Annotated in this window: 15 protein-coding genes and 1 pseudogene; 3 read left to right on the forward strand and 13 right to left on the reverse strand. The window is 71.5% G+C overall.

The genetic code is table 11. The features are described 5' to 3' along the window. Nucleotides 1-58 precede the first annotated feature (58 nt). From OHT61_RS02790 to OHT61_RS02820, 7 genes are all read right to left on the reverse strand, one after another. Nucleotides 59-2,506, reverse strand: coding sequence for a SpoIIE family protein phosphatase (locus tag OHT61_RS02790; protein WP_329034741.1), 2,448 nt, complete (start codon nt 2,504-2,506; stop codon nt 59-61). A gap of 58 nt (nt 2,507-2,564) precedes the next feature. After that, nucleotides 2,565-3,479 carry a PfkB family carbohydrate kinase gene (locus OHT61_RS02795; RefSeq protein ID WP_329034742.1) on the reverse strand — a complete coding sequence of 305 codons (915 nt, stop codon included), beginning with the start codon at nt 3,477-3,479 and terminating at the stop codon, nt 2,565-2,567. Further along, complete coding sequence (locus OHT61_RS02800) at nt 3,476-4,465, reverse strand: zinc-dependent alcohol dehydrogenase family protein (RefSeq protein WP_329034743.1); 990 nt, start codon at nt 4,463-4,465, stop codon at nt 3,476-3,478. Before OHT61_RS02800 ends, OHT61_RS02795 begins: the two co-directional genes overlap by 4 nt. Next, nucleotides 4,465-5,340 carry a carbohydrate ABC transporter permease gene (locus OHT61_RS02805; RefSeq protein WP_329034744.1) on the reverse strand — a complete coding sequence of 292 codons (876 nt, stop codon included), beginning with the start codon at nt 5,338-5,340 and terminating at the stop codon, nt 4,465-4,467. The genes OHT61_RS02800 and OHT61_RS02805 overlap by 1 nt, the downstream gene beginning before the upstream one ends. Then, on the reverse strand, nt 5,337-6,302 hold the full coding sequence (locus OHT61_RS02810) for a carbohydrate ABC transporter permease (protein WP_329034745.1): 966 nt from the start codon (nt 6,300-6,302) through the stop codon (nt 5,337-5,339). Before OHT61_RS02810 ends, OHT61_RS02805 begins: the two co-directional genes overlap by 4 nt. Next, on the reverse strand, nt 6,299-7,657 hold the full coding sequence (locus OHT61_RS02815; RefSeq protein ID WP_329034746.1) for an ABC transporter substrate-binding protein: 1,359 nt from the start codon (nt 7,655-7,657) through the stop codon (nt 6,299-6,301). Before OHT61_RS02815 ends, OHT61_RS02810 begins: the two co-directional genes overlap by 4 nt. A 142-nt stretch (nt 7,658-7,799) precedes the next feature. Continuing rightward, on the reverse strand, nt 7,800-8,561 hold the full coding sequence (locus OHT61_RS02820) for a DeoR/GlpR family DNA-binding transcription regulator (RefSeq protein ID WP_329034747.1): 762 nt from the start codon (nt 8,559-8,561) through the stop codon (nt 7,800-7,802). A gap of 453 nt (nt 8,562-9,014) precedes the next feature. On the opposite strand from OHT61_RS02820, the gene OHT61_RS02825 reads away from it, so the two are divergent. From OHT61_RS02825 to OHT61_RS02835, 3 genes are all read left to right on the forward strand, one after another. Then, on the forward strand, nt 9,015-10,736 hold the full coding sequence (locus OHT61_RS02825; RefSeq protein ID WP_329034750.1) for a lysyl oxidase family protein: 1,722 nt from the start codon (nt 9,015-9,017) through the stop codon (nt 10,734-10,736). Between the two features lie 134 nt (nt 10,737-10,870). Continuing rightward, the gene (locus tag OHT61_RS02830; RefSeq protein ID WP_329034752.1) at nt 10,871-11,656 is read left to right on the forward strand and encodes an SAM-dependent methyltransferase; all 786 of its coding nucleotides are present in this window, start codon (nt 10,871-10,873) and stop codon (nt 11,654-11,656) included. Nucleotides 11,657-11,678: 22 nt separating this feature from the next. Beyond that, a complete protein-coding gene (locus OHT61_RS02835; RefSeq protein WP_329034754.1) occupies nt 11,679-12,317 on the forward strand; it encodes a class I SAM-dependent methyltransferase in 639 nt (212 codons plus the stop codon). 27 nt (nt 12,318-12,344) lie between these two features. Here the strand turns inward: OHT61_RS02835 and OHT61_RS02840 are convergent, their stop codons facing one another. The 6 genes and pseudogenes from OHT61_RS02840 to OHT61_RS02865 form a co-directional block, all read right to left on the reverse strand. Then, nucleotides 12,345-15,029 carry a SpoIIE family protein phosphatase gene (locus tag OHT61_RS02840; protein WP_329034756.1) on the reverse strand — a complete coding sequence of 895 codons (2,685 nt, stop codon included), beginning with the start codon at nt 15,027-15,029 and terminating at the stop codon, nt 12,345-12,347. Nucleotides 15,030-15,218: 189 nt separating this feature from the next. Continuing rightward, nucleotides 15,219-15,908 carry a YqjF family protein gene (locus OHT61_RS02845; protein WP_329043066.1) on the reverse strand — a complete coding sequence of 230 codons (690 nt, stop codon included), beginning with the start codon at nt 15,906-15,908 and terminating at the stop codon, nt 15,219-15,221. 614 nt (nt 15,909-16,522) lie between these two features. Then, nucleotides 16,523-16,833, reverse strand: a pseudogene (locus tag OHT61_RS02850) (SCO5918 family protein). Nucleotides 16,834-16,889: 56 nt separating this feature from the next. Then, nucleotides 16,890-17,291 (reverse strand): CBS domain-containing protein, encoded by a 402-nt coding sequence (locus tag OHT61_RS02855; protein ID WP_329034757.1) that lies wholly within the window; start codon nt 17,289-17,291, stop codon nt 16,890-16,892. A gap of 46 nt (nt 17,292-17,337) precedes the next feature. After that, nucleotides 17,338-18,843 (reverse strand): DEAD/DEAH box helicase, encoded by a 1,506-nt coding sequence (locus OHT61_RS02860; RefSeq protein ID WP_329034760.1) that lies wholly within the window; start codon nt 18,841-18,843, stop codon nt 17,338-17,340. Nucleotides 18,844-19,166: 323 nt separating this feature from the next. Next, nucleotides 19,167-19,370: a cold-shock protein gene (locus OHT61_RS02865; RefSeq protein ID WP_329034762.1), complete on the reverse strand. Its 204-nt coding sequence runs from the start codon at nt 19,368-19,370 to the stop codon at nt 19,167-19,169. Between the last annotated feature and the right edge of the window lie 875 nt (nt 19,371-20,245).

Here is a 20,245-nt window from a genome sequence, read left to right on the forward strand (position 1 = left end):
CCCGGCTCCGGGCGGGTTCCGCATGGCGGACACCACGGCGGGCCGTGGACGGCCGGTGTCAGCGGGACGGGGCGCGCCGCGCGGCCATCAGCAGCGCGATGTCGTCGGGCCGGTCGTCGTCCTGGCGCGCCTGCGCGATGACGAGATCCGCCGCTTCGGCGAGCGGCAGGTGGCCCGCCCCGGCCAGGGTGGCGCGGAGCCTCTCGATGCCCTCGTCGATGTCCGCGTCCGCCCTCTCCACGAGACCGTCCGTGAAGAGCGCGATGACGGCGCCGTCGCCGAGCGTCAGTTCCGTGACCGGATACGCCGCCTCCGGGTCGACCCCGAGGACCACGCCGCCGGCGAGATCCAGGACCTCGGTCCGGCCGTCGGCGTGCCGCACGACGGGCTGGGGGTGCCCGGCGCGTACGGCGTGCACGAGACCGGTCCCGGGGTCCAGAAGGACGTAGCAGCAGCTGGCGAACTGCCCCGGGTCGAGGCCGATGAGCAGATGGTTCGTGGCGCTCATGGTCTCCCGCGGGTCGTGCCCGGTGAGCGCGAAGGCGCGTACGGCGCTGCGCAGTTGCCCCATGGTCGCGGCAGCGGCGACACCGTGGCCCTGGACGTCGCCGATGACGAGGGCGAGTCCGTCACGGGTCTCGATGACGTCGTACCAGTCACCGCCGACCTCGATGTCCTGGGTGCCCGAGAGGTACCGTCCGACCGTGTCCACGCGGTCGACGACCGGGAGCCGGTGCGGCAGCAGCGCGTCCTGGAGGCCGCGGGCGAGAGCCGCCTCGGTGTCGTAGCGCTGCGCCCGCTGGAGTGCCTGGGCGATGAGCCCGGCCAGGGCCGTCAGGACGGTGCGCTCCTCCGGGTTGAAGCCGCGGGGCTGGTCGAAGCCGAGGATGCACGAGCCGACGGGGCGGCCGGAGGCGATGAGCGGCAGGAAGGCGCGCGCGCCGACGCTGGCGTCCATGGGGATGCCCGGGTAGGCGTCCGCCAGCTGCTCCATCGATTCGAAGAACAGGGGACGTCCGCTGGTGAGTGTCTCGACGCCAGGGATGCGGGCGTCGAGGCCGACGCCGTCGAAACCGTCGAGGAAGCCCTGGGGGAAGCCCGTCTCCGAAGCGAGGTAGAGACGCCCCTCGTGCTGGAGGTAGATGGCGAGCTGCCTGCCCCCGAAGGCGGGCAGCAGTTCCTCCGTGACCACGGCCGACACCTGCCGGGCGGTCACGGCCTCGGTGAGCGCGATGGCCAGTGCGACCGGCCGGTAGAGGACGTCGGCGTGGTCCACCGCCGGCCCGGGCTCCGCGTCCCGGCGCGGGCCGGTGGCCGGCTCCGGCGCTCGGCCGGGGCTGCCCGACGGACCGAAGGTGACGGTGACCCCGTCGTGATCGGGGAACATCGCCACCGACAGCCACTGCCTCGGGGTGCGGCGGGCGAGGAAGTGGACCGGGTCGTCGGAGAGGAGCGCGGCCCGGTGGTGGTCCTCGTAGGAGGGGTCCGCCAGCCAGGGCAGTGCGGCGAACAGGTCCCGGCCGACCAGTTCGGCCCGCTCGCGGCCGAGAAGCTTCTCGGCCGGGGCGTTGACGTAGGTGATCCGCCCCAGCCGGTCGTGGCAGAGCATCCCGCGCGGGATGCGGTCCGCCGCGTCGGGGACGGCCGGACAAGCTCCCGGGTCGACCACGACCCCGGCGAGCCGGCCGGACGCGCCGTCACCCGCCCCGTGCCCGGACAGCTCGACGAGCAGCGGGCGGCCGTCGGGACACCACAGCCGCATCCGGCTGACGTGCGGCTGCGCCGACTCGGCCGCCCTGCCCGCCAGCGTCCACAGCCCGTGTACGTCCTCCGGAAGCAGCCGCGCGGCCAGTGCCTCCATGGTGCGCGCGGGAGGATCGGCGGGGGTGTGGCCGAGGAGCTGTCGCGCGTCGTCGTCGGCGGTGACCGCTCCGCTGCCGAGGTCCCAGTCGAAGTGTCCGACCCGTAGCGGCCTGGCGCTGTCCGCCGGAAGCCGCACGAGCAGCGGCGGCTCGTCCCACCGGGCGGGCTCGTCGAGCGCGGCCAGGCCGGCGCCGAGTCCGGCCGCCGCGGCCTCCATGCGACGGCGGTCGTCGACGCCGACGGGAACGCCCCTGGTGGCGTAGCGCAGGACGACGAGGACGCCGACCGGTGTGCTGCCGATCATGAACGGCGCGTAGAGCGATCCGAAGGGGAAGGGCAGCCCGGCCATCAGCTGCGGGAACCGGCGCATGGCCTCGTCCGCGTCTGCGAGGTACACGGGCCTGCCCGTCCGGTAGGCCTCCGCCACCGGGAACGGGCGGTTGATGTGCATCCGCCACCAGGGACGCATCAGCGGGCCCGGGAGGCCCGCGAGGATCGCCATGAGGAGGAGGCCGGGGGTCCTGGAGCGCAGGTAGACGCCGCCCGCGTACCCTCCGACCGCGTCGACGGCGCCCACCACGGCCCGGGCGAGCACCAGCGACAGGCCGTCGGGCGTTCTGCCGTCATCCGGACTCCAGGTCACACAGCCAGCATGCGCACCCGTGAGCGGGTGCGCATGTCAACGGCCGGCCCGGATCCCGTCAGTCCCCCGCGGGCACGGTGGGCGCCGTGCCCGCCGCCCCGCACACCGAGGCGGCCACCCGCGAGGCGTAGGACAGCAGGTCCCGCAGCCGCTCCGGGGCCTGGTCCGCCGTGAAGGGGCCGTGGGCGCCCATCCTGCTGAGGAAGCCCGCCGTGAAGGCGTCGCCCGCCCCGATGGTGTCGACGACGTCCACGGGCGTCGCGGGCACCTCGACGGGCGGCCCCGTCGAGGTGTAGGCGGTGCTTCCCCGCGCTCCCCTGGTCAGGATCACCAGCCGGCCGCCCGCCGTCAGCTTGCGGCAGGTCTCGTCCGGGTCGGCGCCGGGCCAGAGCCGCTCCAGGTCCTCGTCGCTCGCTCTCACCACGTGCGCGAGCGCGCACAGCTCGCGCAGGGCTGCCGCACCGTCGTCAGGGCCCAGGGTGCGGTCCCGGCGGACGTTGGGGTCCACGACCAGGAGGGAGTGCCGGGCGGCGGCCGCCGCCATCGCCCGTACGGCCGTCGCCGCGGGCTCCACGACCGCCGCGAGCCCGCCCACGTAGACGGCGCCGAAGCGTCCGGCCCGCGCGGACAGGTCGGGAAGCCGGAACGTCGCCGTGTCCTGGAGGTGGAAGTGGTAGCCCGTGCCGCCGGTTCCCGGCTCGGCCACGGCCAGCGCCGTGGGCAGCCCGGAGCGCGCGCACAGCGAGACGTCGGCTCCCGCTTCCCGCAGCCGTGCCTCGATCGTGCGGGCGAAGCCGTCGCCGCCCAGGCCGCCCGCGAAGACGGCCGGGGTCCCCAGCCGGGCGAGCCCGACGGCGACGTTGGCCGGGGCGCCGCCGAAGCGGGCTGCTCTCGTCGCACCGTCGCCGTCCACGGGCACGAGGTCGATGAGCGCCTCGCCGAGCACCAGGACGGCGCCGGGCCCGCCCGTCACGGCTCGACCACGATCTTGCGGCCGATGCCCGCCTTGAAGCGGTCGAGGGCCTGCGGGTACTGATCGAGCGGCAGCCGGTCGCTGATGAAGACCGCGGGGTCCAGGACGCCGGCGGCGAACAGCGCGGCGGCGCGTTCGTAACTGTGCAGGACGGCCATCGAGCCGGTGATGGTGATCTCCTGGTTGTAGATGCGGTACGGCTCGATGACCGCCGTGGTCGCGTAGTCGGCGACTCCGAACTGGAGGAAGGTCCCGCCCTTCGCCACGCGGCCCAGGCCGTCCTGGATCGCCGCGGCGTTGCCGGTGGCGTCGACGACGACGTCCCAGCCGCCGGGCCGGTCCAGTTCGTCGGCCCCGGCGGCGGAGCGGCTGCAGCCGAGGAGCGCGGCGGTGGCGAGGCGCTCGGGGTTGACGTCGAGGACGTCGACCCCGGCCGCGCCGGTGCGCTTGGCCAGCTCCAGCATCATCAGGCCCATGGTTCCGGAGCCGTAGATCAGCACCTCCGCGCCGAGCGTGCTGCTCAGCACGTCGTACCCGCGCACGGCGCAGGACAGCGGTTCGATCAGGGCCGCGTCCTTGACGTCGATGTGCTCGGGCAGCCTGACGCAGTTGGCGACGGGGGCAACGGCGTACTCGGCGGCGCCCCCCGGCACGGTGACGCCGATGGCCGCCCAGCGTTCGCAGAGGTTGCCGCGTCCGTTGCGGCAGTACCGGCACTCGTGGCAGTGCAGGGAGGGGTCGACGGCGACCCGGTCCCCGACGGTGAGTTCCGTGACGTCGCGTCCGACACCGACGACCTCCCCGGCGAACTCGTGGCCCGGGACGATGGGCAGGGTGGGCGCGAACTCGCCCTGCAGGATGTGGAGATCGGTGCCGCACAGACCGCACGAGGCGACGGACACGACGACGTCGCGCGGTCCGGGCGCCGGGTCCGGGACGGTGGTGACGGTGACCTTGCCGGGGGCTTCGACGATCGCTGCCCGCATTATTTCACTGCTCCGAGGGACAGGCCCTGGACGAGTTTGTCCTGGGCGGCGTAGCCGGCGGCGAGTACCGGCAGGGACACGACGACGGAGGCGGCACACAGCTGGGCGAGGAAGAGGCCCTGGCTGGTGACGAATCCGGTGAGGAAGACGGGCGCGGTCTGGGCGACGACACCGGTCAGCACCCGCGCGAAGAGCAGTTCGTTCCAGCTGAAGATGAAGCAGATCAGGGCGGTGGCCGCGATGCCGGGCGCCGCCATGGGGGCGACGACCCGGGCCAGGACCGTCGGCAGCCGTGCTCCGTCCACCTGTGCCGCCTCGATGACGGACACGGGGACGTCGGCCAGGAAGGACTGCATCATCCAGACGGCGATCGGCAGGTTCATCGAGGTGTAGAGCAGGACGAGGAGCCAGATGTTGTCCAGCGTCCCGGCGTTCTTGGCGAACAGGTAGACGGGCAGCAGCCCCGCGACGACGGGCAGCATCTTCGTGGAGAGGAAGAAGAACATCACGTCCGTCCATTTGCGTACGCGCCTGATGGAGAGCGCGTACGCCGCCGGGAGCGCCAGCAGGAGCACCAGGAGCGTGGAGAAGACGGAGGCGCCCAGGGAGTTGAGCAGCGGCGGCCAGGGGGTGACGCCGGTGTCGGCGCCGAAGAAGGTCCGGTAGCCGTCGAGGGTGAGCGGCGCGAAGAGGGACGGCGGGTTGGTCGCCGCGTCCGGTTCGGCGTGCAGCGAGGTCAGCAGCATCCAGAGAGCCGGCAGGCAGAAGGCGAGTCCCGCCGCCCAGGCCAGCACACCGAGCGCGGTGGAGCGGCGTCGGGCCCGGCGCAGGGCGCGGGGTACGGACGGGGTGGCGGGAGGGGTGGCAGTGGTCATGCGCGGTTCGCCTCCTCACTGAAGAGGGACGAGACGGTCCGGAGCGCGAAGGTGGCGATGATGATCGTGCCGATCACCACGACGACTCCGGCAGCGGACGCCAGTCCGTATTCGTGGGCCTGGTAGAAGGTCTGGTAGATCGTGTAGGGCAGGTTGGCCGTGCCGAGCCCGCCCGCGGTGATCGTGAACACCGCGTCGAAGTTCTGCACGATGTACACGGCGCCGAGCAGCACACCGAGTTCGAGGTACCTGCGCAGGTGGGGCAGTGTCAGGTAGCGGAAGGTCTGCCAGGCGCTCGCGCCGTCGAGGCGGGCGGCCTCGACGACCTCGGCGGGCCGGCTCTGGAGCCCGGCGAGCAGGATCAGCATCATGAACGGCGTCCACTGCCAGACGAGCGCGGCGACGACCGCGAGCAGCGGCATCTGGGCGATCCAGTCCGGCTGGGCCGGGTCGGTGTCGCCGAAGAGCTCGCCGATCCCGCTGAGGGTGCCGTTGAGGAGGCCGTACTCCGGGTTGTACAGCGCGTGCTTCCACAGCAGGGCCGCGGAGACCGGGACGATCAGGAACGGCGTGATGAGCAGGGTCCTGACCATGCCACGGCCGAAGAACGCGCGGTCCAGCAGCAGGGCGAGCGCCAGCCCGAGGACCACGGTGGTGAGGACGACGCCCGCGGTGAGCAGGATGGTGTTCAGGACCGACTCGCGGAGCGCGGCGTCGGTGAAGACGGACGCGTAGTTGCCGAGCCCGTTGAAGGCGCGCTTGTCGGGGCTGAGGGAGTTCCAGTCGAAGAGGGAGATCACCAGGGTCGCCACGAAGGGCAGTTGTGTGACGACGACGAGGAACACCAGGGCGGGCAGCAGCGGCGCCCTGGTGGCCCAGGCCCGCGCGCCGGGCCTCTTCGGGCGGGGTGCGGCGGGTGGCCGGGGTGGTGACTGCGGTGTGGTGCCGACTGCTGTGGTCATCGGTACTCCTTGGCGACCTGTTCGGCCAGCTTCTGGGAGGTGGCCAGCGCCGTGTCGACGGACTGGCGTCCGGCTATGGCCGCGCTGATCTCCTGCGCTACCCGGGTGCCGAGGTCGGTGAACTCGGGGATGCCGACGAACTGGATGCCGGGCACGGGACGCGGCTGGGTGCCGGGGTTCTTCGGATCCGCGCGGGAGATGGCCTGCTCGGTGACGTCCGCGAAGGCCCCCGCGGCCTCGCGGTAGGCGGGGTTGTCGTAGGTGGAGGCCCGTTTGCCGGCGGGCACGTCGGCCCATCCGCTGGTCTCGCCGACGAGCTCCTCGTACTCCTTGCCGGAGGCCCAGGAGACGAACTTCCAGGCGTCGTCCGACTTCTTGGACGCCTTCTGGATGCCCCAGGCCCACGTGTAGAGCCATCCCGAGCTCCTGGTGCGCTCGACCGGTGCGGGCACGTAGCCGATCTTCCCCTTCACCGGGGAGTCCGCCGCCTCCAGCGAGCCGGCGCCCGCGGTGGCGTCGTACCACATGGCGCTCTTGCCCTGGGTCATGTTGTTGAGGCACTCGGCGTACCCGGACTGGGAGGCGCCGCGCTCTCCGTGCTTGCGCACGAGGTCGACGTAGAAGCGGGTCGCCTTCTTGAACTCCGGTGAGGTGAGCCGCGGTTCCCAGTCCTCGGTGAACCAGGTCCCGCCCATGGTGTTGACCACGGTGGTGAGCGGGGCGACGAGTTCGCCCCATCCGGGCAGCCCGCGCAGGCAGATGCCCTTCATCCCGCGTTCGGCTCCGTCCGCCCGCGCGGCGAGCGCGGCCACCTGCTGCCAGGTGGGGTCCGGGGGCATCGTCAGGCCCTTCGCCTCGAAGACGTCCTTGCGGTACATGAGGAAGGACGACTCGCCGTAGAAGGGTTCGGCGTAGAGCCTGCCCTCGGCGGTGAGCGAGTCGCGCAGCGGTTCGAGGATGTCGTCCTGGTCGAAGGCGGTGTCCTGCTCGGCGTAGGTGTCGAGCGGGTGCAGCCAGTCGTTCTTCGCGAAGAAGGGCACCTCGAAGTTGCTGATGGTTCCGACGTCGTACTGGCCGGCCTGGTTGGAGAAGTCCTGACTGATCTTGTCGCGGACGTCGTTCTCAGGGAGCACGGTGAAGTGGACCTTGATGCCGGTCTCCTCGGTGAAGTGCTCCGCGGTGAGTTTCTGCAGCTGGACCATCTGCGGGTTGTTCACCATGAGCACGTTGAGTGCGTCACCTCCTCCGAACGCGGTGCCGCCGGCTCCGGCGCATCCGGTGGCGAGGAGTGCCATGGCTGCCGTGCCCGCGAACGCACGCGCGCGGGTCCCACGGCGCCGTTGCTGGTGGGGCATGAGTTCTCCTGATCGGTCGTAGCGGCTCGTACATCGGTGGCTGGGGCAGTCCGGGCGGTCTTCCGGGCATGGCGGGGCTGCCCTGCGGGCTCCTGGGCAAGGCGGGGACGACGCGGCGGTGCGGGGTGGCGGGGGTGGGCGGTCAGACGCGGATGACGCTCGGGCCGAGGAGGGAGTAGCGCTGCGCCTCCGCGGAGGGCAGACCGGTGTCGGTGATGACGGCCTCGAAGTCGCCGACACCCGCGAAGCGGCAGAAGCTGACCGCCCCGAACTTCGTGTGGACGCCGGCGAAGACGCGGCGGCGGGCACTGCGCATGGCCTGCGCCTTGACCTCGCTGACGGCCGGGTCGGGCGTGGTCAGCCCGTACTGGCGGGAGATGCCGTTCGCACCGACGTAGGCGAGGTCGATGACGAAGTCGGCGAGCATGCGGGTGGCCCAGTGGTCGACGGTCGCCATGGTGCCGCCCCGGACGCGTCCTCCGAGCAGGAGCACGGCGGTCTTCTCGCTGTCCGCGAGGACCGACGCGACGGCGAGTGAGGCGGTGACGACGGTCAACTGCCGGTCCTTCGGCAGGGCTTCGGCTATCAGCTGCGGTGTGAAGCCCTCGTCGACGAAGACCGTCTCGGCGTCGCCGAGCAGTTCCGCGGCGGCCGCCGCGATCCGGGACTTCTGCGGTACGTGGTGCGTGGTGCGCATGGCCAGGGTGGTCTCGAAACCGGCGCTCTCCACCGGGTAGGCGCCCCCGTGGGTGCGCCGCACGAGGCCGTGTTCCTCCAGGGTGTGCAGGTCACGCCTGATGGTCTCCCTGGCCACCTGGAACCGCTCGGCGAGCAGGTTCACCTCGACCGCGCCCTCCTCCCGGGCCGTCTCGAGAATTGCTCGTCGGCGTTCCTCGGTGCCCACTTCACCATCCTTGCGCTCGGTACGGAATCTGCGTGGCCCCGGCGTCCGTTCGGGCCCACGCATTGTTTGTACAAGCAGGAACGGCTGTTCGACCAGCTTCTTCGCGAAGCGGGCTGTGCCCGTTCGTGCCCGTTCCGCTCGGCCGACAGACCCTGGTCGCCCGGGATTCGGGCTTCACCCGGCGGGCGGCGGTCGTCCGCTTCGCCGGGAACGACGCCCGTTCGGTGCCCGTTCGGTGCCGTCGGCGTTCATCGAGGACGGCCGGCCGGTAGCACAGCCACCACAGGATCAAGGACGGAACAACGCGAAAATGTCTCATTACCGGCTTCGGTGTGTCATTCCGGCCAATCATGCGTGTTTTGTGGGCCTTCGGACAACCGCGGCGGCCGATGCCGTCTCTCACCGGCAAAGCGGTTCCATCGGCCCCACGGGGCACCCGGACATCGGAGAACGATGAGCATCAGAACCCCCCGCAACCGCCTGTGGCGTCCGGCGGTCGCCGCCGCCGCCGCGATCGCGGTGACCGCAGGCGTGGTCGCCGCGGCCCCGGACGGCAAGAAGGCCGGAACGGCTCCGCGGCTCGGCCTGGTCGCCGCCTCGGCGTCGGTGACGCTCGACTCCTGGAAGGAGGAGCCGGGTGTCTACCTGGACCTCGGCACGTACCTCACCGCGACGGGCGGCCCGTTCGAACTGCGGGTCACCCGCAAGGGCTACAACGATCCGGTCGTCGCCGCACAGGTCGTCCACGAGGGGAAGAAGACCCGGACGAAGGTGCTGCCCAAGGGCGTGGTGAAGGACTTCACCGGGCTCACGGACTTCATCCGGATCACGATCCGGGACGCCTCCGGCAAGGCCGTGGTGACGCGCACCGAGTCGTTCTGCCCGAACAACGCGTCGGGCCGCATCCGTCCGGACGCGCCCGCGCGGTCGAAGTACCCCGAGAGCTGTCCCACGAACCCGTTCACGCTCGGTTCGGTGTGGGGCGTCGAGGACGGCTGGGCCGCCAACACCTACGCCGGCTACTACGGCGCGCCCGTCCTGATCCCGGCCGGGAAGTACACCGCCGAAGTGGCCGTGACCAAGCGCTACCGCGACCTGTTCGAGATCGCCGACAAGCCGCAGAAGATCCGCCTGACCGTGCGTGAGCGCAGCTTCGAGGAGGAGAACCCGACCGCCCCCGCCGCCCGCTCCGCCGGATCGCACACCGCGCACGGCTCCGGGCACATGGACCACGGCGGCCACACCGGCCAGGCCCCGGCACGCACACCCGCACCGGTGGCCCCGACCACCGGTGCGGGACCCTCGTACAACGTGGGCCACGGCCCCTTCCCGCCCGCTCCCGCCGCCGTGCCCTGGGCCGTGAAGCGCCAGGGTCTCCGGGCCGCCGCCGGCGACGCCCCCGGCCGCACGGACGGCTCCCGCCGGGCGCCCGCGGCGCAGCCGGCGGGAGCCCGCCCGACCGGCAGGGCGTCGGTGCCGAACGTGCCCAAGCCCGACCTGCGCTCCCTGCCCGCCTACGGCATCACCATCGGCGGAGCCGACCCCGCGGCCCCGGGCCGGGACCACCTCGCGTTCAGCGCGAACGTCTGGAACGCCGGCCCCGCCCAGCTCGTGGTCGACGGCTTCCGCAAGCCCGGCAAGGAGCTGATGGACGCCTACCAGTACTTCTACGACGCCAAGGGCAAGCAGGTCGGGTACACGCCTACCGGCACCATGGAGTGGGACCCCCGGCCGGGGCACATGCACTGGCACTTCACCGACTTCGCGAGTTACCGGCTCCTGAAGGCGGACAAGAAGGAGACGGTGCGCAGCGGCAAGGAGGCCTTCTGCCTGGCCAACACGGACGCCGTCGACTACACGGTGAAGAACGCCAACTGGCACCCCGGCAACACCGATCTGTCCACCGCCTGCGGCCAGGAGAACTCCATCTCCGTCCGGGAGGTGCTCGACATCGGGTCCGGTGACACCTACACCCAGGACCTGCCGGGCCAGTCCTTCGACATCACCGGCCTGGCGAACGGCACGTACTACATCCAGGTGCTGGCCAATCCGGAGAAGCGGCTCAAGGAGACGGACCTGACCAACAACAGCGCGCTGCGCAAGGTGGTCCTCGGCGGCAGGCCCGGTGCCCGCACGGTGACCGTGCCCGCGCACGGCCTGGTCGGCGGCAACTGACAGTCCGTCGCGGCAGGCTCCGGGGGCGCTCCCCCGGAGCCTGTCCCCCGGCCCCGATCGGTGCCGCTGGCAACGGAGTTGCTGTGGCAGACTTCGCAGGCGGAGCGGTTCACCCATCTGCAACGGAGCGCGTCATGACGACCGGGATACCTCAGCCCCCCATCGACACCAGCCGGCCCCACTCGGCCCGTGTCTACGACTCGCTGCTCGGCGGCAAGGACAACTACCCGGTCGACCAGGCCGTGGCGGAGCAGCTGCCGCCCGAGGCGAAGGCCGGGGCGTTCCAGAACCGCGCCTTCATGAACCGGGCGACCGCCTGGCTGGCCGCTGAGGGCGTCGGCCAGTTCCTCGACATCGGCACGGGCATCCCGACCGCGCCGAACCTGCACCAGATCGCCCAGGAGATCAGGCCAGACGCGCGGGTCGTCTACTGCGACAACGACCCGATCGTGCTGCGGCACGCGGAGGCCCTCCTCGTCAGCCGCCCCGAGGGGGCGACGGACTACGTCCACGCGGACGTGCTCGAACCGGCGACGATCATCGAAGCGGCCCGCAGGGTCCTGGACTTCGACCGTCCCATCGCCCTCTCGCTGCTGGGGCTCCTCCACTTCCTGCCCGACGACCTGGACCCCGTGGGGATCGTGCGCACCCTGACGGCCTCGCTGAGCCCGGGCAGCCATGTGGTCCTGTCGCAGGGCGCGTCGGACGTGAACCCCGAACGCGGCGAGCAGGGCAGGGCGGAGTACGGCAAGGGCGGAATCCGGCTCGCCCTGCGCACCCGCGCGGAGTTCGAGCGGTTCTTCGAGGGCATGGACATCGTCGAGCCGGGGCTCGTGACGGCCCCCGAGTGGTTCCGCGGCACGCCGGCCCCCCGTCCCGAGATGAGCGGCGTGTACGTCGCCGTGGCCCGCATCCCGTAACCGTCCGGAAGGGGACGACCTCATGACCGAAGACCGGCGGCATCCCGCAGCCGAGGCGTTCGACGCCATCGGTGCCGACTACGAGACGGCCTTCGCCGGCTCACAGGCCCACCGCGCCTCGCTGGAGACGCTGCTGGCCCAGCTCCCGCCGCGCGGCCGGATCCTGGACGTCGGCAGCGGCACCGGCCGGCCGACCGCCCACACGCTGGCGGCCGCCGGGCACGACGTACTGGGCGTCGACGTGTCCCCGGTCATGGTGGACCTGGCGGCCCGCCGGGTCCCGGGCGCAACGTTCCGCAACGCGGACATCCGCCAGGTCCCGCTCGACGAGGGCGCCTTCGACGCGGTGTGCGTCTACTTCTCGCTCCTGCAGATGTCACGGGAGGACCAGCGTGCGCTGGTCCGGCGGCTCGCCGGGGCGCTCCGGCCCGGCGGCCGTCTGGTGCTGGCCACGATCCCGCTGGACGTCGAGGGGGTGGAGGCCGTCTTCATGGGCCAGGAGGTGCGCGTGACCAGTTTCGGACCCGAGGAGTGCAGGGCCCTCGTCACCGGCGCCGGACTCACCCTCACGCAGGAGCACGACGCCGTGTTCACCCCCGGCCATCCGGGAGCCGTGCCCGAGCCGCACCTCTATCTCCACTGCCTGCGGGAACCGGTGTGACCGTGTGCACCCGTCCGGCCGCCGGCACTACGGCTGCAGAAGCTGTTCCGTCCAGATGACCTTGCCCCCGTCGTCCGTGTAACGGGTGCCCCAGCGCTCCGCCAACTGGGCGACGAGGAAGAGCCCCCGGCCGCCTTCGTCCATGCTGGCGGCCTGCCGCAGGTGGGGGGAGGTGCTGCTGCGGTCGGACACCTCGCAGATCAGCGTCCGGTCGCGGAGCAGGCGTACGCCGATGGGGCCCGTGGCGTAGCGGATGGAGTTGGTGACCAGCTCGCTGAAGATCAGCTCGGTCGTGAAGGCCTCCTCGGCCAGACCCCACTCACTCAGCTTGCGCGACACGTCGGCGCGTACCCGGGCGACCGCCGAGGGGTCGGAGGGCACCTCCCACTCCGCCACGTTCTCGGGGGCCATCCGGCGGGTGCGGCCGACCAGCAGGGCGACATCGTCGCGGGCGCGGGCGGGCACGAGGGTGCGCAGGACGGCCTCGCAGGTCTCCTCCGGGGTCCGCCCGGGGTGCCCGGCCAGCGTGGAGCGCAGGATCTCCAGCCCTTCGTCGATGTCACGGTGCCGGTCCTCGACGAGGCCGTCGGTGTAGAGCACCAGCCGGCTGTTCTCGGCGAGGTGCACGTCGAGGGTCTCGAAGGGCATCCCGCCCAGTCCCAGCGGGGGCCCGCCGGGCACGTCGGCGAACCGCGCGTCGCCGTCGGGGCTGACGACCACGGGCTGGAGGTGGCCGGCCCGCGCCATGCTGCAGCGCCCGGACACCGGGTCGTAGATCGCGTAGAGGCAGGTGGCACCGGTGACGCCGCCGCCCTCGGAGCCGTCGGCCGACTCGTCCTGGTCGATCCGGGCGACCAGTTCGTCCAGGTGCCACAGCAGTTCGTCCGGCGGCAGGTCCAGGGTGGAGAAGTTGTGGACCGCCGTACGCAGGCGCCCCATCGTGGCGGCCGCGTGCAGGCCGTGCCCCACGACGTCGCCGACCACGAGCGCGACCCGGGCGCCGGGCAGCGGGATGATGTCGAACCAGTCGCCGCCGACACCGCCGAGCCCGCCCAGCCCGGCCTGAGCGGGCAGGTACCGGTAGGCCGCGTCGATGGCGGTCTGGTCCGGAAGTCCGCGCGGCAGCAGGCTGCGCTGCAGGGTGACGGCGACGTTGTGCTCGCGCGAGTAGCGGCGCGCGTTGTCGATGCTCACCGCGGCGCGGGCCACCAGTTCCTCGGCGACCGACAGGTCCTCGTCCTCGAACGGTTCGGGCCGCTCGGACCGCCAGAACAGCGCCACTCCGAGGATCACTCCCCTGGCCCGCATGGGGACGGCGATCAGTGAGTGGAGGCCGCAGGCGACGATCCGCGCGCCCCGCTCCGGATCGGGCTGCTGCCAGCCGGTGTGCTGTGCCAGATCGGGTACGAGGACCGCCTCGCCCCTGAGGAGACCCGCCCCGAGTTCGGTGTCCGGCAGGAAGCGGACCACCGAGCCCAGCGGGTGGAGTCCGGTGTCGTCGCGGAGCCCGCTGAAGGCGGACCGCCGCAGCCCGCCGGAGGTCCCGCCGGCCGATGTCGGCTCCTCGCCGCGCAGCACCGCCTCGGCGAGGTCGACGGTGGCGTAGTCGGCGAATCTCGCGGTGGCGAAGTCGGCCAGCTCCTCGCACGTCCGGATGACGTCGAGCGCGGTGCCGATCTCGGTGCCCGCGTCGTAGAGGAGCTTGAGCCGTCCGCGCGCCATGGCGGCCTTGCCGGTGAGGGCCTGCAGCTCGGTCGTGTCGCGCAGGGTCGTCACGCTGCCCGGCGGGCCTCCGTCCCTGTCGGTGGCGCGCTGGCTGACGGCGAGCAGCCTGTCGCCGACGGAGTACACCTCGTCGGTCGCACTGCGTCCGGAGGCCAGCAGCCCGGTGGTGACCTGGTCGAGGCCGAGGTCCGTGACACGTCGGCCGTCGAGGTCGGGGGGCAGCGCCAGGAGTCTCCGTGCCTCGTCGTTGGCCAGCAGCAGCCGTCCGTCGCCGCCGACGATGACGACGCCCTCCCGCACGGAGTGCAGAACCGCGTCGTGGTGCTCGTACATCCGGGTCATCTCGGTGGGGCCGAGGCCGTGGGTCTGCCGCTTCAGGCGCCGCGTGACGAGCGCCGTGCCGCCCATGGTGAGCAGCAGGATCCCGGCTGCCGAGCCGAAGAGGAGGGGGAACTGGTTGTCCGCCACCCCGCTGACGCTCTTGATGGTGATTCCCGCGGACACCAGCCCGATCACCTTGCCGTCGGCGCCGGACACGGGGACGACCGCCTGGATCAGCGGCCCGATGGTCCCGGTGAGCTTCTCGGTGACGACGCGGCCGTCGAGTGCGGGGCCCACCTCGCCGACGAACTTCTTGCCGATCCGGTCGGGCAGCGGGTGGGTGAAGCGGATGGCGTCCCGGTTCAGGACGACGATGAAGTCGACCCCGGAGGCCTTGCGCGCGGCTTCGGCCTTCGGCTGGAGCACCGCGGTGGGATCGGGGCTCTTCAGGGCCGCTTCCATGCCCGGGGAGTTCGCGAAGGTCTCGGCCACGGCGACCGAGCGGTTGCGGGCCTCACGCTCGCTGTCCGCCCGGGACTGCAGCACGAGCGCGGCCACGGCGGCTGCGACGAGCAACACCACGATCGCCACTTGGAGGAGAAAGACCTGACCGGCGAGGCTTCTCATGCCGAGAAACGAACGCGGGCGGCCGTCGCGTCCGGCCATGTCCCCCTTTCTACACCCTGCCCATACGCCGGGCGAGCCGTGCGGGACGGTCCGCGCGGCCCCGACGGCCGGAACCGGTCATCGCGTACGGGCCCGGCCGCGGGCACCGGGCGCAGCCGTCCCGGGCCCCGTCCGCAGGGCTCCCGGCCGCGGGCACCGGGCGCAGCCGTCCCGCGCCGTCGGCGTCCGCTACGGGCGGGCCGGGCGTCCGAAGCACACCCGGACGCCGGGCGAGTACAACACGCTCTCCGGCTCCCCGGCGGGCGCGGGGAGTCCCGCGGCCGTTACGAGGTCCTCGTCGCACGCGAGGAGGTGCGCACGGTGCAGGGGCCAGCGGGGATGGGCGTTCGGGAGGTACATCGTGCGTCCGCGGAAGGTGCTGTGCATGCCCCAGCGGGCCGTCACGAAGTGTTCGAGTGCGCTGGGGGTGCGGATGCGGTCGCCGGTGCGCACCACGATCCGGCTGTGGGCGCCCCTGGGGCCGGGGGCCAGCCGCGAGCTGGTGTACGTGAGGGTGCCGCCGTCGCGCCGGATCGCCATGCGGGACCAGACGTACGGGAGCCGGAACCCCGCGCGGGCGACGCCCACGGGGATCAGGCGCGAGGCGTCGAGGGAGCGGAAGACCACCCCGCGCCGGCCGTGCGCGTCCCGCGAGTAGAGGCGGACGTTGGTCTCGGGGAACGTGCCGAGGTAGGGGATGCCGGGCAGGCGCAGCCATCCGACGCGGTACATGCGGAAGGCGACCAGTCCGACGTAGGTGACGCCGTCCAGCGTGTCCGGTTCGGTGCCCGCGGGGAGCAGTGGCGCCACGTCGGCCGGGTCGGCGGCCCAGTGCAGGAACGCGAGGTCCTGCCAGGACTGCGTCATCAGTGGTCTCATCGCCGGGTCAGGCGGGTCGGGGGTGACGGCCTGCGGCGTGCGGAAGGTGGGCGGCACCCGTCCAGAATGGCAGAGCCGGGGACCCCGCACCGGGGGCAATGACCTGGTGACCTGATCATCGAAAGGCCGGGCCCCGCGCCCGTCCCCTCTGCACACGGCGGCCGACGTCGCTCCGCTGGTGGCGGAGTGGTCGGGCAGGCTGCCCACGCCACGCGTGAACGCAGACGCGGCAGCAGCTCAGAGCGCGCGCGTGTGCGCTGCTGCCTGTGGCTCACCATCTTGCAGTGGCCCGGGCCCGTGGAAGGTGCTGCGGCCGTCGTGCACGAACTGGTACGCAATGCCGTCCTGCACGGCTCCACTGCGCGGAACCGGCACGTCACGCTCGGATTCGAGGCCCTCCCGAAGCTCCGGCAGGCGCGGCCCGGGCACCGTTGCCGTCCGCACCGGGCGCGCCGGCGCCGTCCGAGGCGCAGACCGTGTTGGTCAGCGCCGTGCCGTCGCAGATCCTGCCGCCCGGTCCGCCGTCCGCGTGCGCGGCCGGAGCGAGAACGCCGGCCAGGATCACTGCGGCCGCCAGCACCGCTGCGCACCAGCGGCTCGCGTCTGTCCGTCGGTCAGGCAGCCACAGGGACGCCGAGCATCGCGGAAGCCTGCTGCACGGGCTGAGAACCCGGGTGGGTGCCGTGGCCGGGACTGGAGTGCGGCAGGTAAGCCGAGTTGGGGGTCATGGCCCGCAGGACTTCTCCTGCGCTGGAGCCTCGGCGGTCCTGGCGTGTGACGCCCTGGCCGACCTGTTTGTCGGGGCAGGTGCGTCGGCCGATGATCACGGCTCGCCGGAAACATGCTCGGGCTTGATGCCGTTCATCGATTCGAGGACGCCGCTCCTGGTCAGGTCGAACGGGAAGCGGGCGATGACACAGCGCACGGTGCCTCACAAGGAGAGGCACGAAGAGGGAGCGGTTCCACCGCGGACGAGGCGACTCAGCGGGCGAGGGCGAGAACGCCCAGGGCACTGCCGTATTCGTCGACCACAGGCAGAGCATCGACGTCGCTGTGGCGCATCATGTGCCCGGCTTCGGCGATGGTGGTCACGGGCGAGGTGAACGGCCCTCGGCCGCTGAGGATGTCCCGCAGCCGGACCCTGTCCGAGTACGCGGAGCCGTCACGGAACGCTGCGAGCCGGGACCGGGTGACCAGCCCGGTGCACAGGCCGCCGTCGTCGCAGACAAGTAGATGTCCGGTACGGGCACTGGCCATGACGGACAGGGCCTCGACGGTCATGTCGTCACAGACCTGAGGTCCGGCGGTGTCCATCGCGTCGGCCACCGTCCTTCCTGCGGCTGTGGCATCGGTCGAGCGGGGCTGCATCTGGACCAGCATCAATAGGTGCCTCCTGCACAGGTGGGTCAACTTCCGGATCACGACGTTCTCAGGCAGCGGCGTCGAAGGAAGCCTGATGCGCGGTCACTCGCCCGGCCGCCGAGGCGGAGCTGCGCCGACCGCGTGAGGGCGCGCGGCGCCGGCGCCGCTCGACCACCGGCGCGGTGATCGTCACAGGAATACCTGAGGGGGCCTGGGCGCCGGTGATGCGACCGAGTGCCTCTTCGCCGGAGCGGACCTGGGTCGTCTGGGCCACGATGCCGGCGGCGGTCATGAGGCGGGTCATGTCCCGGCGCTGGTTGGGGGTGACAAGGGTGACGACGCTGCCGGACTCCCCCGCCCGCGCGGTTCGGCCGCCGCGGTGCAGGTAGTCCTTGTGGTCGGTCGGCGGGTCCACGTTGACGACGAGGTCGAGGTTGTCGACGTGGATGCCGCGGGCGGCGACGTTCGTGGCCACGAGTACGGTGACGTGCCCCGTCTTGAACTGGGTCAGGGTCCGGGTGCGCTGCGACTGCGCCTTCCCGCCATGCAGAGCGGCGGCCCTCACACCGCTGGCCAGCAGGTGGTCGGTGAGCTTGTCCACGGCCCGCTTGGTGTCAAGGAACATGATCACCCGGCCGTCGCGGGCTGCGATCTCGGTGGTCGTACGGTTCTTGTCCGCGCCGTGGACGTGGAGCACGTGGTGCTCCATTGTGGTGACCGCACCGGCGGAGGGGTCGACGGAGTGGACGACCGGGTCGCTGAGGTACCGGCGGACCAGGCGGTCGACGTTACGGTCCAGGGTGGCGGAGAACAGCATCCTCTGCCCCTTGGGGCGTACTTGGTCCAGAAGTTCGGTGACTTGGGGCATGAAGCCCATGTCAGCCATTTGGTCGGCCTCGTCCAGCACGGTGATCGCGACCTGGTCGAGTCGGCAGTCACCGCGGTCGATGAGGTCCTTGAGCCGGCCAGGCGTCGCCACGACGACCTCGGCGCCACCGCGCAGCGCGTTGGCCTGCCGGCCGATCGGCATCCCGCCGACGACGGTGGCCATGCGCAGCTTGACCGAGCGGGCGTATGGGGCCAGGGCGTCGGTCACCTGCTGGGCCAGCTCACGCGTCGGCACGAGGACCAGGGCCAGTGGCCGGCGGGGCTCGGCACGCTGACCGGCGGTGCGGGCCAACAGCGCCAGGCCGAAGGCGAGGGTCTTTCCGGAGCCGGTGCGCCCACGTCCCAGGGCGTCGCGACCCGCGAGGGTGTCGGGCAGGGTCGCCCCCTGGATCGGGAACGGGACGCTCACCCCCTGGGCGGTCAGCGCCGCCAGCAACTGCCCCGGCATGTCGAGGTCGGCGAACGCCTCGACGGCAGGCAGCGCGGGAGTGACCGTGAGCGGCAGAGCGAACTCGCCCTGAACCGCGGCGCGCCGCCGCCCATTGCCGGCCGAGCGGCCCGAACCGCCGGAACGGGCCGGGGCAGCGGAACGGGTCGAGGCGGTCGAGCTGAAGCGGCTACCGCCCCGGCCGGGGTCGGCGGCACGGCTGCGGGAGGAACGATTGTTCGTACGTGTGGGGTTCATTCAGAACCTTCCTTGATACGGCACGTATCAAGGAATTCTCGCAGCGGAAGAACAGCGCAGGGAATCACAAGAACGGGCCGAGCGGAATGAGAAATAAAATGAGATCTTCGAGTGCCCCGAACGGGATGCCGACCACGGAATGAGTGACGCCATATCGGCGAGGCATCCAGTTCCACCAACAGGCGGAACTCGGAAGGATCGGGCAACGAGAAGGCTCTGCGGGCGGAAGTTTTCACCGCAGATGGCACCACTCACAGAGAATGCCCGTAGTTGGGGCCCGCACGCCTAAGATGCGGATCCCGGCTACGAAGTACGCGTCAGCGTCAGGAGGGAACGATGTTCTCGGCCGTCGGGCCCTTCTGGCCCGGTGCGATGTCGAAGGTGACCTTCTGACCTTCGAGCAGCTCACGGAAGCCCTGGGCGGCGATGTTCGAGAAGTGGGCGAACACGTCAGCGCCGCCGCCGTCCTGCTCGATGAAGCCGAAACCCTTGGCTGCGTTGAACCATTTCACAGTGCCTGACGCCATGTCATATCTCCTCTGGGGGGGCAGGTACGTCGGAATCCGTGATGCACGGATGCCGCGTCGCCGCGATGATGCCCCGCCCGGAGAGAAACCGGAAATACAATGAAGCTTCCGCTGGTCGAAAATACCTACGCGGAAGCTTTAAGTTTTGGGAACCACAACTGCAACCGAGATCGACAGTAGCATGCCGTAATGGTCCGCGTACGGTGAAAAAATGCCACTCCCTTCGCCGCGGTAGGAACACTCCCAGCGCGGCGCACCGAACCCTCACGCCGTGGCCATAGATATCGGCCCGCCCCGAGCACAGCGTTGCAGGAAGGATGCGCACCCTCACCGCGCAGGGATGCCGACCGCTCGGGTAGAGGTCAGCGCACCAGCGCTTCACCCGTCAGAACGGAGTGTCAGGGTAGGCGCACCTGTTGCCCAACAGCCCAGAAGCGCGGCCGATGTTCGCGGGCTGGAGCTACGCGGCCCGGGATGTCGCACATGACGGCCTGCCCAGCCTGGCGCCCCGAAGGGCACATCACGAGCTGAGCGGCACGCGGCAGGGAAGCTGCCCCTTGTTCCCAGGCGAAGCCCTGACTGTGTCGAAGCCGCTCCACGGACGCCGCCCTGACCAGCCGATGGACATCTTGCGCGAAGAGGCAACGGCAGGACGGAGCACTCACGCCGAAGACGAGAGCATGCTTTCGAGTACGACAACCGCAGCGGAACTGCCCTTGAGCGCACTTCCGGCAGGCGGGTTCGGCATCTGCCGGTTTCCTACCGGACACGCAGGGCTTCAGGCCGAGGTCGGCGTGCTGGGCGGTTTGGTGTACCTCTCTTGCGGAACGCATGGAGGGGCCCCGGTGCCATGGCACCGGGGCCCCGAAGGAACT

This window comes from Streptomyces sp. NBC_00178, assembly GCF_036206005.1.
GTDB lineage: Bacteria > Actinomycetota > Actinomycetes > Streptomycetales > Streptomycetaceae > Streptomyces.

Excerpts from the sequence above, each read along its gene's own strand:
- OHT61_RS02860 (WP_329034760.1), bottom strand. The coding sequence starts at position 18,843 with ATGAACCCCACACGTACGAACAATCGTTCCTCCCGCAGCCGTGCCGCC.
- OHT61_RS02805 (WP_329034744.1), bottom strand. The coding sequence starts at position 5,340 with ATGACCACTGCCACCCCTCCCGCCACCCCGTCCGTACCCCGCGCCCTG.
- OHT61_RS02840 (WP_329034756.1), bottom strand. The coding sequence starts at position 15,029 with ATGGCCGGACGCGACGGCCGCCCGCGTTCGTTTCTCGGCATGAGAAGC.
- OHT61_RS02825 (WP_329034750.1), top strand. The coding sequence starts at position 9,015 with ATGAGCATCAGAACCCCCCGCAACCGCCTGTGGCGTCCGGCGGTCGCC.
- OHT61_RS02800 (WP_329034743.1), bottom strand. The coding sequence starts at position 4,465 with ATGCGGGCAGCGATCGTCGAAGCCCCCGGCAAGGTCACCGTCACCACC.
- OHT61_RS02835 (WP_329034754.1), top strand. The coding sequence starts at position 11,679 with ATGACCGAAGACCGGCGGCATCCCGCAGCCGAGGCGTTCGACGCCATC.
- OHT61_RS02845 (WP_329043066.1), bottom strand. The coding sequence starts at position 15,908 with ATGAGACCACTGATGACGCAGTCCTGGCAGGACCTCGCGTTCCTGCAC.
- OHT61_RS02865 (WP_329034762.1), bottom strand. The coding sequence starts at position 19,370 with ATGGCGTCAGGCACTGTGAAATGGTTCAACGCAGCCAAGGGTTTCGGC.
- OHT61_RS02810 (WP_329034745.1), bottom strand. The coding sequence starts at position 6,302 with ATGACCACAGCAGTCGGCACCACACCGCAGTCACCACCCCGGCCACCC.
- OHT61_RS02830 (WP_329034752.1), top strand. The coding sequence starts at position 10,871 with ATGACGACCGGGATACCTCAGCCCCCCATCGACACCAGCCGGCCCCAC.
- OHT61_RS02815 (WP_329034746.1), bottom strand. The coding sequence starts at position 7,657 with ATGCCCCACCAGCAACGGCGCCGTGGGACCCGCGCGCGTGCGTTCGCG.